The sequence below is a fragment of the Paenibacillus sp. HWE-109 genome, from assembly GCF_022163125.1.
Lineage (GTDB): Bacteria > Bacillota > Bacilli > Paenibacillales > NBRC-103111 > Paenibacillus_E.
This window is the reverse complement of record NZ_CP091881.1, coordinates 2,334,436-2,347,128: the sequence shown is the minus strand read 5'-3', so window position 1 is coordinate 2,347,128 and position 12,693 is coordinate 2,334,436. Positions and strand designations below refer to the sequence as shown.

15 protein-coding genes are annotated in these 12,693 nt (G+C 48.1%); 5 read left to right on the top strand and 10 right to left on the bottom strand.

Annotated features, from left to right (window positions below):
* Nucleotides 1-16: 16 nt before the first annotated feature.
* The 5 genes from LOZ80_RS09455 to hrpB form a co-directional block, all read right to left on the bottom strand.
* Nucleotides 17-1,372, bottom strand: a complete 1,356-nt coding sequence (locus LOZ80_RS09455; protein ID WP_238171189.1) for an extracellular solute-binding protein — start codon at nucleotides 1,370-1,372, stop codon at nucleotides 17-19.
* A gap of 810 nt (nucleotides 1,373-2,182) precedes the next feature.
* Nucleotides 2,183-2,806 (bottom strand): class I SAM-dependent methyltransferase, encoded by a 624-nt coding sequence (locus LOZ80_RS09450; protein ID WP_238171188.1) that lies wholly within the window; start codon nucleotides 2,804-2,806, stop codon nucleotides 2,183-2,185.
* A 31-nt stretch (nucleotides 2,807-2,837) separates the two neighbouring features.
* Nucleotides 2,838-3,101 carry a hypothetical protein gene (locus LOZ80_RS09445; RefSeq protein ID WP_337951011.1) on the bottom strand — a complete coding sequence of 88 codons (264 nt, stop codon included), beginning with the start codon at nucleotides 3,099-3,101 and terminating at the stop codon, nucleotides 2,838-2,840.
* Nucleotides 3,094-3,813, bottom strand: a complete 720-nt coding sequence (locus LOZ80_RS09440; protein WP_238171186.1) for an alpha/beta hydrolase family protein — start codon at nucleotides 3,811-3,813, stop codon at nucleotides 3,094-3,096. The genes LOZ80_RS09445 and LOZ80_RS09440 overlap by 8 nt, the downstream gene beginning before the upstream one ends.
* A gap of 33 nt (nucleotides 3,814-3,846) precedes the next feature.
* Nucleotides 3,847-6,333, bottom strand: a complete 2,487-nt coding sequence (gene hrpB, locus LOZ80_RS09435; RefSeq protein ID WP_238171185.1) for an ATP-dependent helicase HrpB — start codon at nucleotides 6,331-6,333, stop codon at nucleotides 3,847-3,849.
* Between the two features lie 126 nt (nucleotides 6,334-6,459).
* Between hrpB and LOZ80_RS09430 the strand changes: the two genes are divergently transcribed.
* Entirely contained in the window at nucleotides 6,460-6,714 is a 255-nt protein-coding gene (locus LOZ80_RS09430; protein ID WP_238171184.1) for a YpbS family protein, read from the top strand.
* Between the two features lie 14 nt (nucleotides 6,715-6,728).
* Nucleotides 6,729-6,893, top strand: a complete 165-nt coding sequence (locus LOZ80_RS09425) for a hypothetical protein (protein WP_238171183.1) — start codon at nucleotides 6,729-6,731, stop codon at nucleotides 6,891-6,893.
* Between the two features lie 55 nt (nucleotides 6,894-6,948).
* Here the strand turns inward: LOZ80_RS09425 and LOZ80_RS09420 are convergent, their stop codons facing one another.
* Nucleotides 6,949-7,593, bottom strand: a complete 645-nt coding sequence (locus LOZ80_RS09420) for an NUDIX hydrolase (protein ID WP_238171182.1) — start codon at nucleotides 7,591-7,593, stop codon at nucleotides 6,949-6,951.
* 28 nt (nucleotides 7,594-7,621) lie between these two features.
* Complete coding sequence (locus LOZ80_RS09415; protein ID WP_238171181.1) at nucleotides 7,622-7,930, bottom strand: Dabb family protein; 309 nt, start codon at nucleotides 7,928-7,930, stop codon at nucleotides 7,622-7,624.
* A gap of 129 nt (nucleotides 7,931-8,059) precedes the next feature.
* On the opposite strand from LOZ80_RS09415, the gene LOZ80_RS09410 reads away from it, so the two are divergent.
* The 3 genes from LOZ80_RS09410 (at nucleotide 8,060) to LOZ80_RS09400 (ending at nucleotide 10,418) form a co-directional block, all read left to right on the top strand.
* Nucleotides 8,060-8,236, top strand: a complete 177-nt coding sequence (locus tag LOZ80_RS09410; RefSeq protein WP_238171180.1) for a hypothetical protein — start codon at nucleotides 8,060-8,062, stop codon at nucleotides 8,234-8,236.
* 140 nt (nucleotides 8,237-8,376) lie between these two features.
* Nucleotides 8,377-9,348, top strand: coding sequence for a YpdA family putative bacillithiol disulfide reductase (locus LOZ80_RS09405; protein ID WP_238171179.1), 972 nt, complete (start codon nucleotides 8,377-8,379; stop codon nucleotides 9,346-9,348).
* A 767-nt stretch (nucleotides 9,349-10,115) separates the two neighbouring features.
* Nucleotides 10,116-10,418 carry a hypothetical protein gene (locus tag LOZ80_RS09400; RefSeq protein WP_238171178.1) on the top strand — a complete coding sequence of 101 codons (303 nt, stop codon included), beginning with the start codon at nucleotides 10,116-10,118 and terminating at the stop codon, nucleotides 10,416-10,418.
* 62 nt (nucleotides 10,419-10,480) lie between these two features.
* Here the strand turns inward: LOZ80_RS09400 and LOZ80_RS09395 are convergent, their stop codons facing one another.
* The 3 genes from LOZ80_RS09395 to LOZ80_RS09385 all read right to left on the bottom strand — a co-directional run bounded on the left by LOZ80_RS09395 (nucleotide 10,481) and on the right by LOZ80_RS09385 (nucleotide 12,682).
* Nucleotides 10,481-11,041 (bottom strand): DNA-3-methyladenine glycosylase I, encoded by a 561-nt coding sequence (locus tag LOZ80_RS09395; RefSeq protein WP_189019176.1) that lies wholly within the window; start codon nucleotides 11,039-11,041, stop codon nucleotides 10,481-10,483.
* Nucleotides 11,042-11,126: 85 nt separating this feature from the next.
* Nucleotides 11,127-11,921 carry a TatD family hydrolase gene (locus LOZ80_RS09390; RefSeq protein WP_238171177.1) on the bottom strand — a complete coding sequence of 265 codons (795 nt, stop codon included), beginning with the start codon at nucleotides 11,919-11,921 and terminating at the stop codon, nucleotides 11,127-11,129.
* Nucleotides 11,918-12,682: an ABC transporter ATP-binding protein gene (locus tag LOZ80_RS09385; protein ID WP_238171176.1), complete on the bottom strand. Its 765-nt coding sequence runs from the start codon at nucleotides 12,680-12,682 to the stop codon at nucleotides 11,918-11,920. The genes LOZ80_RS09390 and LOZ80_RS09385 overlap by 4 nt, the downstream gene beginning before the upstream one ends.
* Between the last annotated feature and the right edge of the window lie 11 nt (nucleotides 12,683-12,693).

Sequence of the window (12,693 nt, the reverse complement as noted above, 5' to 3'; positions counted from 1 at the left end):
TCCCACATGTGCCCAGTTACTTAGCGTCTTGTGCGGCCTGCATTTTTTCTGCTGCTTTTTGCGCAGTGATTTTACCACCGATCAACTCTTCGGAAGTCGCCTCCAGGGTTTTCTTCACGGCTGGTGAAACCAGCGCATCGAATGCCGGGAAAGCCCCTTTCTTCGCTGACAATTGCGCTTGCACGATTTCCGCGATCAAACCTGTTGCATCGCCAATATCCGTCAACTTCAAGGCAGGAATGTTACCGGATTCTTTCAGCGCTAATTTTTGGTTAGCTTCGGTATAGAAGTTTTTGATAAACGATTTAACCGCTTTCAACTCATTTTCATTCAATTTAGAGGAGAATCCGTAACCATTCGACCAACCACCATTGATCATATCGTCACCACCACCGCCCATATTCGGGAAGTTGAAGAAACTCGCGTCGTTGGCCACGATCGACTTAGGACTCTTAATGGCTGAAGCAGCCCAGCTTCCGTCAAATAACATAGCCGCCTGACCTGTATAGAATCTGGCTTGCCCATCTGAATACTTGGTAGCGATCACGTTTTTATCGATGTAACCTTTCGTTTTCAGCTCTTCCAGCTTTTTGAAAGCTTCAACAACCGCTGGATCCGTCCATTTGGATTTGCCCGTTGCAAAACCATCTTGAACCTGAGGTCCGCCGATCCGCACGAACAACGTATTCAATAACATGTTAATGACCCAACCGTCTCCGGCTCCTCCACCCATCGCGATTGGTGTGATGCCTTTGGCTTTAATCGCTTCGCAAACTTTCAAGAACTCATCCCAAGTTTTAGGGACTTGAACGCCTGCATCTGCAAACATTTTCTTATTATAGAAAACGCCTTCAACAAACCCCGATCTTGGCAATCCATAAATTTTGCCATCGACAGTAAACTCGTTCAGATTCATAAATTTATCTTTTAAACCTAGCTCAGTAAGAATTGGTGTCAAATCCAGCAAACGACCCGCTTTGGAATAATTCAACGTATCCGCTCCACCAAAAAGATCAAAAATAGGCGGCGGGCTGCCCGCTTGCATTTCTGCTTTCAACTTCGTGTCACGATTGACTACATCCTCAACACCATCCAATTCGAACTTAAGTCCAGGCACTTCTGCTTCAGTTGCTTTTACTGCACTAGTCAAAATCGCTAAATTCGATTTCGCTGTGTCTCTAATCTCAATGTGTCGAAGCGTCATCTTGAACTCTTTCGGTTTCTCTTTTTCAGCTGCTTTTACTGGGGTGGATGGACTTGGGGACGTAGTTGTCGCCGTCGTTGCCGTTTGACTTCCAGAGCTGCAAGCTACCGAGGTAGCCGTCATAGCCATTACTACCGCTAAAGATAAACCACTTTTTACTTTGTTCATTGTTGACCTCCTAGAATTTCTTCTTTTTTTGGGTACACCTCGATTATAAAAAATTAATTGGAAAAAGTTAGGTTGCTATTCTTATAAAACAGGGATAAATTTATCTATTTCTGGAAATTAGCAAGAAAACCTAGCCTGCGGCTAATTCATCAAGCAATATCTTGAGGCAAACCCCGTGTCCCCTAACGAACTCAATACCCTTTATTCGGCCAAAATCGCTCATCCTGAAAATCTAATGAATTCCAGATGCTCTATTTCAAGAAAATGACCACATTTCCGTCTAAAGTTTGCGCGGTAGCGCCAACTCGGTTCATTAAAATTCCAAAGCAGCCATTTTACGGTCAATAAGCATCATGCAGTTCGTTAGATGCCCGTTGAGACCAAAAAGCCCCGTAGCAAGAACGCTTCGGTGGACGTCATGAAAAATACTCCGCCCCTAACGGTCTACCTGAATGTTTGACCTCGATTCTCCGCGCTTCTTCGCTCCCCAACTTCTGTCTGGTGCATCGCGGTTTCTTCAGCACTACTCTTCCACCAGTTCCAGGCTTCGCACCAAGTCCCTGCCTTTTGGGTCAGGGCTTGTACCAGGACGTTCCCCTTCTTTCGCAGGGTTGTCCGATCTCGCCAGCCAACTTAGTCTAGCCGCTTATTCCGGGATTTGCCTTCAAGCCCTCCGCACGCATCCTCACGGACTACGCACTGCCTGTCAGCTATTTACTTCCGCCACCTCGCGGTGTACTTGAGACTTTCACTCCTTAGTCAATGCGCTGCCAAGCGCACAAAAACCCATCCGTTGCCGGATGGGTTTAACTATTTTTTTCTCGCTAGAATAGCTTGGTAATCTACTTGCGTGCCATCCATTGGGATGAGCGTGAATTGTTCGATGTCAAATACTTCGGCCACTTTACGCTGGATATGCTCATCCTCATAAAAGGAGAAGAATCGCTGAGGCCGATACGTATCATGCTCCCATATCCCCTCACTCTCGTACCCGCCGTAAAGTCCCAAATACAACAGCCCTTCCGGCTTGAGCACAGTTTCTATGTTGGTGAGAACTTGGTGAAGTCCCTCCTTGGGTACATGAAGCAATGCATTCATCGTCCAAACGGCATCAAATGATTGCTCAGGCAAGCCCAGGTGATAGAAATCCATTGCAAAGGCAGCCAACCCTTTTTCTTTGCATATAGCTACCATTTCTTCGGAAAGATCAACACATGTGACCTCGCAACCTTGATTTTGCAAATAGACAGCTTGATGACCAGGACCGCTGCCCAGATCCAGCACCCGCCTGTGCGTATCCGGAGAAAGCTCATGCAGCCGTTTAAGGAAACGATCCATTTCTTCGCTTTTCCAGGTTTGAATCGTTTCCTCGTTGCGCAAGCGGGCTTGTTGATCGTAGCTGGCCTTGAGTGTTTGTTTCACTTGAGCATCCAAGCGGACTTCCTCCCTTCATGCAACTTGCGTTTTACTTCACCAAAGCCTTTTGCGCAGCATCCACAAGTTGATCGAAGTATTCATCTTCTTCAAGCAACTCCTCAACAGCTTCAATGTCTTCTTCTTTCCCGGACTCGTTCAAAAAGTTCAAAGCGTAGCTCCAATCATCTTTCCCGCGTTTACTGTGCAGCGTGATTTCGTAGGGATGTTCGTGCCCGTTTACTTTAAATTCAACCTTGCCTACGTACCCATCTTCTTTGGCGAACTCCATGTTCGCTTTCAGTACTTCAATCATGTTCATCTTCCTTTTCTGATCGGTTTAGCCAAGTCCATATGGCTTTTATTGTGGTTTGCAAGTTGGTTGTATCCTGCCAAATATAAGGATTATGATCTCTAAAATAATCGGCATGACCGCCTATCAAAGGCAGCGTCTGCTGGTGATTCGGTGCATGCTTCATTCGATTCCAACGCCTTAAGCCAAGGCGTGTCTTGGACCATCCGCCCCAAGTGCCCAGACGCGGTACCGGATCTTTCGCTTGATTCAGCTGGTTCGATGCATTCAGATAAAGCACTTGATTCCTAAGATTTGGCGGTATCGCGCATTTGGGGGATCCAATTTGGATCACACCCAGAAGTGAATATCCTTGTTGCACAACCATTTCAGCAGCTTGAATAGAAGCTACCCCGCCTGCGCTATGCCCTATAAGCAGAACTTGTTGTCTGGCTGATAAGTTAGCGGTTAGATAGGCAATCAAGCTTTCCCCTCCATATATGGATGGTTTGCCATGGGCGTTGCGCCAAAGATCGCTTATAATTTCACTGAGCTGCCGCCCCCGTTGACGTGTCCAATCCCCGTAGGGAAAGTGAATAACAACGCGGTTCGCCATACCCTCGTGATCGAACTGAGCGGACAATGCCGTTCCAAAAGCATCCAAAAAATAAGGAGCCGTCGCGAACCCCGCTGATATCATGATGACGACTTCCTCCGCAGCGGAGTACCTTGCCATGGGTGTGTCAGTTCCCTTCTTCTGCGAAATGGGTTAGGAACGCGGTTTAGCGCGATTGGTCGGCATCGCAGCCATCGGATCATCCGGCCAGTAGTGTTTAGGATATCGGCCTTTGAGATCTTTTTTGACTTCAAAGTAGGCTTCCCGCCAAAAACTGGCCAAATCTTTCGTCACCTGAACAGGACGCTGGGCCGGCGACAATAGGTGCAAGGTCACTGGAATTCTGCCCTTCGCAATCCGGGGAGTATCTGCAAGGCCGAACATTTCTTGCAAGCGAACTGCAATCGCAGGAGATTCACCCATCCTATAGTCAACGGGAACACGGGATCCGCTTGGCACTTGAATATGCGTGGGTGCCCACTCGTCCAATCGGCGTCGCTGCTCCCATGTTAGCATTTCTTCTAATATACTTGTCAAATTTAGCCGCCCTATCGCGCCTTTGGTTTTCAGTCCATACAGATGGGGCCCCAGCCAATCTTCCAATGTAACCAGTAAAGTTGCGTCCCGCATATCGGGCCACTCCCCTTCATGCCTATGGATAAAGGTAACACGCTCCTGCAATTGGCGCGCACTCTTCGTCCAAGGCAGCAGTTCCAAAGATTCGGCACGAATGCCCGAGATCAGCGCCTGCACATATAATTCCGGGCTGAGCTCCTGCAAGGGGTTGTCTCTGAGGATAATCGCTCCAAACCGCAAGCGTTGCCTTGCTTTTACAGATTCAGTCGCTTTATCCCAAAGCACTTCTTTCTCCTGCTGCAAAAGACTTTCGAATACGTCAAGCAGCTCATCTTCCTGAACGGGCGCTGCCAAATAAATGCGGCTTTCCGGGCCATTATCGTCCAGCTCGGCAGCAACGAGATAGCGCTCGTTGGATAGCGGCTGCAGCTCAGGCAGCACCGCTCCGCGCCCGCTGCTTAGCAAGAAGCGGCCCGTCGATCGTCGCTGCGCGACGCGATCGGGGTAAGCGAAGGCGAGCAGCAGGCCGCTCGCCGAAGCCCGCCGGGCGCTCTGGCGGATGCCGAGCGCCTGCATGAGCACTTTGGCTTCCGCCGCGATGCGCCGGCACAAGCCAAAGTCAACATCTGCGCGCTGCTCGCCCTGCGCAGCGCGCCAGAGCACTTCGATGCGGGTGCGAACATCCGCATCGCGCCCTTCCGCAGCGCGCATGAAATCGCGCTCGCTGAGCATTACCGCGAGCTCGCACGCCATGGCGCCGAGCTCAAGAGCTATGGCTTGCAGCACCATGTGCGCAAGCCTCGGGTGCAGCCCTAGCGGCGCGAGGCGCTTGCCGTGCGCCGTTAGGGCCCCGTGCGCGTGCAAGGCGCCGAGCTGCACGAGCAGATCCCGAGCCTGCTGATAGGCAGCAGCAGGCGGGGGGTCGAGCCAGACCAGCTCCGCTGGGTCTGACACGCCCCAGGCGGCCAGTTCCAGCGCTAGCGGCGCCAGATCCGCTTCGCGGATTTCTGGCGTGCTGCTCAGCGGGAGCTGCCGCTGCTCGGTCTCGGTCCATAGGCGATAGCACACGCCAGGACCGAGACGACCAGCCCGGCCTCTGCGCTGATCAGCAGAGGCTGCGGAAACTGGAACCGTCGTCAGACGGGTCAGGCCAGTCCGTGGCGAGAAGGCCGGCACACGCATCAAGCCGCTGTCGATAACAACCGCGACACCTTCAACGGTCAAGCTCGTCTCTGCGATCGACGTAGCGAGCACGACCTTGCGGTGACCCGCGGTGCTTGGCGCAAGCGCCCGATCCTGCGCTTCTTGAGAAAGATTGCCATATAGCGGCGCAATCTCCACCTCTTGACCCAATCGCAGTGAGCTGAGACTGCCAGCTACACGATGAATCTCTGCTGCTCCTGGCAGAAAAACAAGCAAACTCCCTGCTTGTTCGGCTAAGGCTTGTTGAATGCTTTTGATAACTACAGTTTCTATCCTGCCCATCACTTTGGTTGTTAAGTAATGCGTTGTAACCGGGTAAGTTCGCCCTTCACTTCTAATAATAGGGGCCTGATCCAGCATGGAAGCGACAGGTTCGGCTTCAATAGTTGCTGACATCACGAGGATGCGCATGTCTTCACGAAGCAAGGTCTGCGTCTGCCGGCTCAAAGCCAACCCCAGATCAGCATGCAGACTGCGTTCATGAAACTCATCAAAAATAACGGCACCTACACCATCTAGCGCTGGATCACTTTGAAGCATCCTCGTTAGTACGCCTTCCGTAATGACTTCAATACGTGTTCTCGGACCGACTCGTGTATCATTTTTCACCCGATAACCCACTGTGTTTCCTACTTCTTCACCTAAAAGCTTGGACATGTAGCCCGCAGCAGCTCTTGCGGCCAGCCTTCGCGGCTCAAGCATTAAGATCTTCTGATCTTGCAGCCATGTTTCTTGCAGAAGAGCAAGCGGAACCCGGGTTGTCTTACCCGCTCCAGGCTGAGCAACCAGCACCGCGCAGGGGCTCCCGCGCAAAGCGTCCAATAACTGTGGAAGAACAGATTCAATCGGCAATGCACTCATTTGTTTCACTCCGAGCTATGTAGAAGTCTGGTTTCAATTTTATGCCTCTATTCTCTTTCTGCTGTTCCTTCCGCAAGCAATCGTGTATACTTAGATAGAATCTGGTCACTAAAGGAGATCTTTAAGATGAACGTACATGAAGCGATATCCAAACATTCGAATGCACAGCATTTGCATCTCGTGCGCTTTGCGGAACTGGATGAACAGCGTGAGCAAGCGATCGATGCTGCCGTTGATCTGTGCAAACGTGGGCTACCCTTCACCGTTGATGCCATCAACGCCATTACAGCCCAAATCATCGCCCATGCGAAAGAGGGCATTTCTCCGCTCCGTTCTTATGTAAATGAGGACATGGTGCGTGATTACGTAAACAAAGGGTAAGGAGATAAGATGTAATGGGTGTTCTGACTTTTATTTCGATGTTAGTTATGGGTTCCGCCTTCAGTGCCGGATTCCTGCTTCTTTTCAAGCGTAAAACAGCTCTGGGAATTATCTGTATCGGACTTTCCGTTGTCTGTTATATTGCTTACGCCTACATAGCGAATAAGTATTTTGCTTAAGACCTTTACTTGGATGAAAGAAGAACCGAGCGGAACGTGCGCATCGGTTCTTTGTCTATGCCTGTGGAATAAAGCCGTATTCCCTCAGTTTCCGAAATACCAGTTCATAATACGCAGTGGGATGGGGAACAATTTGTTCCAAACGCACCACTAGATTCTCCTCTTCCAGGAAACCCGCCGCGTTCAGTCGATAGCCTTTCGCCGTCAGCTCTTCAATTTCAGAACGAATTAAACGTTCAAAACTGGCCGCTTTTACCGCAAAAATCCCGCTGACCTCATCAGGTTGCAGTACATACGCCTGAAGCTGCTGATCGCATCGATGCATGAAAACATGACAAAACTCACGATCGATAAGGTTTTCGGAGATGAGATCTTCTTCCGCAAATATGCCGCATGGCATTAATTGATCGAAGTTAACCTTGAGCCCTAACTCTTCCTCCAGCTCGCGCGCTCCCTCTTTTGTTGTTTCACCAGCCGCAAGATGTCCTGCACAAGAAATGTCCAGTAAATTCGGAAATAAATCTTTATCTGGATGCCTCAATTGCAGAAGAAGAGCCGGTTCTCCCCCTTCATGTGTAACAATCCAGCATTGAAAAGTTTGATGCCAAAGTCCTTTGGCATGCACTTCCGAACGTGGAGCAGCGCCAAGCCAATTCATGTTTTCGTCATAAATATCAAACATCTCTTCGGTTTTGTTCAAGATACTGTCTAACTCCCCTCAGAGCGATCTATTCGAATGCCGCAAAATCGATTTCCTGAAAACGGCTAACTTCTTTCATCCAACGCTCGGCAACATACTGCGTATGTATGGGATGGATATTGTAAGCGTCATATGCCGCTTGATTGGCAAATACCATCGAGAAACCATAGTCAAAATCCGTTTTCACGCTTACTTGACGCAGTACACGGAACTCTTCTACACCAGGAATCGCCGCCAATTCCTCTGCGCTGCTTGTTAGAAATTGTTCAGCCTCTTGTGTATCTTTACCAGCATGCAAATTAAAAATAACCATATGTTGAATATTTCCTAAAGTCATCGTCTTTGTGCTCCTTTTTCATGATCTGCCTCTATTATAGCGGATTTTGTCCATAATATGGAGCATAAAATCGAACGTATGTGTACAGGTTAAGGCTGAACGCTAATTTGTCCAGAAAGGATGGCTCTCATGGAAAACAAAAAACATGCAGGCAATTACACCGGAACCACGAATACAAACGCCAAAAATCAAGACTTGGCCTTCGTCAATGACACCTTAGAGAACGCCCCGAACACAACATCCGTTAACATTGCCAAAGATGATATTAGCGAAGAAAACGAACAAATCCAATTGAATCAGAAATAAGATCATCTGGTAAAAATGAGCAGGCAGCTAGTTCCGCGTTTCGGGCGGCTCCTGTTCTTTTTCTGACGACCAAAAACTTGGCATCCCTCTCGGCTTGCGCTACTATGGAAAGAGATTCAGTCTTGAGGAGGTCAGTCATTTTGGAAAATGTTATTATCATTGGCGCAGGCCCTTGCGGGTTGTCTGCCGCAGTCGCTTTACAACGCGAAGGTCTGTCACCCTTACTAATAGAAAAAAGCAGCATCGTCAATGCCATTTATTTGTATCCTACGTATTTGCAATTTTTCAGCACGCCTGAACTGCTTGAAATTGGAGGCTATCCATTTTCAACCCCTCATGATAAACCCTATCGTCAAGAAGCATTGGTCTATTACAGAGAGGTCGCTCGCAGAGAACAACTGCGCATTCGCTCTTATGAGGAAGTCGTTGCCATAGAACAGCTAGAAACAGGCTTCCATGTACATACCGTAAATCAGTTTGGCAAATCGGCAGTTTATAGCGCTCATCGTGTCATCGTTGCTACCGGTTATTTTGATCATCCTAATTTGCTTGGGATCCCCGGCGAGGATTCACCTAAGACAACCCACTATTACAAGGAAGCTCACCCCTATGCAGGTACCAAAGTAGCCATTATCGGCGGCAATAATTCCGCTGTTGACGCGGCTATGGATTTGATGCGGGTCGGCGCTGAAGTAACCGTTATTTACCGCGGACCCCATTTCTCCGCCAATATTAAACCCTGGGTTCGTCCGATATTCGAAAGCATGGTAAACAAAGGACGCATCCACATGTGGTTTAACTCTCAGGTTGAACGTATCGAAGAACAATCGATTGTTGTACGCAGAGACTCCGAAAGCGTCATTATAGCGAATGACTTCGTTCTTGCCCTTACAGGCTTCAGACCTGATCGTCAGCTGCTGACATCCATTGGTGTGAACTTTCATGAAGAAACGAATGCTCCGCTGGTCAATCCCGAGACGATGGAAACGAATATTCCGGGACTCTATGTCGCTGGTGTCGTTGCTTCTTCCAAATATGATGCGAACGAAATCTTTATTGAAACCGGACGGATGCATGGGATAGCCATTACGAAACATATCATGGCCGAATAAACCTAATTTACGGCTTGGTCACCAAGTCAAGTCATTGAACCCTGAGGAAAACCCGAGGCCTCTAACGAACTCAATGCCCTTTATTCGACCCATATCGCTCACTCTGAAAATCTAATGAATTCCAGAGGCGCTATTTCAAGCATAGCTCACCTTCACACCTAAAATCTGCTCGATAACGCCATTCCAGTTCATTAAATCGCAAAAGTAGCCATTTTCTCGTCTATAAGCATCGTACAGTTCATTAGATGTCCTTGGAGACCTAATTTGACCTCACAAGGAACTCTATTCCTCTATTTCGCTGTTTCGCCCCCGAAATGGGCGGATTCACGCGTATTAGCGGATTCTAGTTCCGCATGGATGCGCGCATCGGCCGATTCGTCACATATTGCGGATTGTAGTTCCTCTTGACGGCTGCCTTCCCGCCCATCCAATCAAGCTACTTTCCCGTACTGCTACTCTCCGCGCTCACTCAACCATCTATTTATCTCCACCACTAGTAGCAAATCCACGCCAGAGGGAACGTCGTTACTCTACACTGAGAATTCACTCCACATTTTCATTCTTCGTGGAGCTGCGCAGCAGCATGGGTGACTATTTTAGGGGTAAGCGCTCACCAAAGACCCAAAAAACTTTCAATCTAGCTGATTGAAAGTTTTTTTATATGAAAATATTTCCCATTTTTCAAAGTTCCCTCTTCCAATACGAACATTTGTTTGTTATGATGAAAACAAGAACAAATGTTCCAATTAGATGAGGAGGTTGTTAACATGATGAACACTAGTCACAATTTTCGCTTTATTGAGAGAGATTATTGGTACCACAAGGCATTGTGTGACACTGACCATCTTCTTCCCGGACAGATAGATGCCATGCTCGATGAAGCACATGCCTATTACGCCGATTATACGTTCAAGTTTTATGATGACGGATCGGTGACAATCATAGACAACGACACCAACAATCGCATTAAACCACGAGAATTAACAGGAGCTGTTTATGACTTCTACATCCGCAAGCGTATCTACCTTATTAAAACGAATCTTATGGAGAAACAACTTCAATACGCATAAATTCTCCAGAAGAAAGGCCACCAAACAAGGGGGCTCCCTTATCTGATGGCCTTTTCTTCTATTTACACATCGCTGTATCGAAAACAAGTCTCGAAGTGATCATTCACCATTCCTACCGCTTGCATATAGGCATAACAAATGGTTGACCCTACGAATTTGAATCCTCGCTTTTTCAAATCTTTGCTCATTGCATTTGATATTTCCGATGTTGCTGGAACTTCACTCATACTGCGCCAATGATTGCGAATCGGTTGGCCGCCTACGAATCCCCATATGTATTGATCGAACGTGCCAAACTCTTGCTGAACGTTGAGAAAAGCTTTCGCATTCTGAACAACAGCTGCGATTTTCAAGCGATTTCGTACGATTCCCGCATTTTGCAAAAGCTCTTGCATCTTGTTATCATCGTAATTCACAATGATTAACGGATCAAATTGATCGAATGCTTCACGGTAGTTCTCGCGCTTCTTCAGAATGGTATACCAACTGAGTCCTGCCTGTGCCCCCTCGAGATTAAGCATCTCAAATAAATGGCGATCGTCATGGACTGGTACGCCCCATTCTTGATCATGGTAATGGATATATAACGGATCTTCATTGACCCAACCGCAGCGGACAGTCATTTCTACGTTCACCTCACCTAGATATAGAACAAGTGTTCTTGTTCATTATAAAACCAATACGAACACTTGTCCAGTTCCAAATTAATTAAATAGGGAGATCATAGAATTGCTGGGTATTCCGATGAATGATTACGGCTGCTGTTTCTCTTGGCACACCATGCAGCAGCGCTATCTGTTCAATAACTGGATGAATCATCTGCGGGTGTGTTTCTTGCCCTTGGAAAGGCCCTTCGAAGGGCCAGGGACCATCAGTCTCAACCATTAGCTGTGTAATTGGATACTGACGAACAAGCGTTTGTATTTCTTCTTCATACAGAACATCAGGTGTAATGGAGATCATATAACCAGCTTGAATCATGCGTTGCACAACATGTGGAGCCCCTTTGAACCAATGAAAATGAGCTTTGCGAATACTATGCTTCACAAGCAGATCACAGACGATTTCCGCATCTTCATAAACCGCGTGCAGCACAACTGGTTTATCCAATTCCGCAGCCAGCTTCAAGAAGCTTTCCAGTAGCGCCACATAGGGAGCAAGATCAAAGGCGTGCCCCTTCTCTTGTGCTTCAACCCGATTATAGTAAGGCAAGCCGATCTCTCCAACTGCAACCATCTCATCTGCGTGTTCGCGAATCCAAGCGAATAGTTCTTCCACTTCTACTTCATCAGGCAGCGCCTGTTCAGGATGGAAGCCATAAGCAGCGAAAACTTTGCCTTCTGCGATTGTTTTCAATCGCTTCGTCGCTTTACAAGAATCCAAATATCTGGATACCGCAATGAGAGCTTCAATCTGGCTCTCGGCTAAATCAGATACGATTTGCTTAGCAGAATCTTCCGTATACATATCAAGATGTATATGGGCATCAATAGCGAAAATCATGATTGGACCTCCTGACGCAATAGACTTTGTATATGTTGACGAAGCTTGTGGAATTCCGGCTCAAGATTGACTTCCTCCTGACGCGGCCGGGCGAAAGGAACCACCAGTTCCTCCAGTATTTCGGCAGGCTTATTCGAAAGCACATAGATCCGATCAGATAAGAAAAGAGCTTCTTCGATACTATGGGTCACAAATAAGATAGACCGCTTGTTCTTCTCCCAAATATTGAGCAGCCAGGCTTGCATATCTTGGCGCGTCAGCGCGTCCAATGAGCCGAAGGGTTCATCCAAGCACATGACTTCCTGCGGACTAAGCAGCGCTCTGAGAAACGACACACGCTGCTGCATCCCGCCTGACAAGACGTGTGGCAGCTCCTGTTCGTACCCGGCAAGTCCAACCTTGGGCAGCCACTCTCTGGCTTTTGCCACCGCATCCTGCCTAGATACGCCAGCAACCTCTTGAGCAAGTGCTACATTGGCTTCAATCGTCCGCCAGGGGAACAATGCGGGCTGCTGCGGCATGTAGCTGATCAAGCCTTTGATGCCCGTCACCTTCGCTCCATCCAACCAAACATCGCCTGCTGTAGGCGTGACGAGGCCTCCAATGATATGGAACAGGGTACTTTTCCCACTGCCGGACGGGCCGATAATGGACACGAACTCGCCTTCTTTTACATGCAGTGAAATATCAGATAACACAGTCACACGTTGTTTTTTGCCCGCGAATGTGTGTTGAATTCCTTGAAGTTCTAACTTATTCATGCTCGTACTCC

Excerpts from the sequence above, each read along its gene's own strand:
- LOZ80_RS09410 (WP_238171180.1), top strand. The coding sequence starts at position 8,060 with ATGGAAAACAAAAAACATGCAGGCAATTACACCGGAACCACGAATACA.
- LOZ80_RS09425 (WP_238171183.1), top strand. The coding sequence starts at position 6,729 with ATGGGTGTTCTGACTTTTATTTCGATGTTAGTTATGGGTTCCGCCTTC.
- LOZ80_RS09445 (WP_337951011.1), bottom strand. The coding sequence starts at position 3,101 with ATGATTGAAGTACTGAAAGCGAACATGGAGTTCGCCAAAGAAGATGGG.
- LOZ80_RS09440 (WP_238171186.1), bottom strand. The coding sequence starts at position 3,813 with ATGGCAAGGTACTCCGCTGCGGAGGAAGTCGTCATCATGATATCAGCG.
- LOZ80_RS09455 (WP_238171189.1), bottom strand. The coding sequence starts at position 1,372 with ATGAACAAAGTAAAAAGTGGTTTATCTTTAGCGGTAGTAATGGCTATG.
- hrpB (WP_238171185.1), bottom strand. The coding sequence starts at position 6,333 with ATGAGTGCATTGCCGATTGAATCTGTTCTTCCACAGTTATTGGACGCT.
- LOZ80_RS09415 (WP_238171181.1), bottom strand. The coding sequence starts at position 7,930 with ATGACTTTAGGAAATATTCAACATATGGTTATTTTTAATTTGCATGCT.
- LOZ80_RS09400 (WP_238171178.1), top strand. The coding sequence starts at position 10,116 with ATGATGAACACTAGTCACAATTTTCGCTTTATTGAGAGAGATTATTGG.
- LOZ80_RS09390 (WP_238171177.1), bottom strand. The coding sequence starts at position 11,921 with ATGATTTTCGCTATTGATGCCCATATACATCTTGATATGTATACGGAA.
- LOZ80_RS09430 (WP_238171184.1), top strand. The coding sequence starts at position 6,460 with ATGAACGTACATGAAGCGATATCCAAACATTCGAATGCACAGCATTTG.
- LOZ80_RS09395 (WP_189019176.1), bottom strand. The coding sequence starts at position 11,041 with ATGACTGTCCGCTGCGGTTGGGTCAATGAAGATCCGTTATATATCCAT.
- LOZ80_RS09385 (WP_238171176.1), bottom strand. The coding sequence starts at position 12,682 with ATGAATAAGTTAGAACTTCAAGGAATTCAACACACATTCGCGGGCAAA.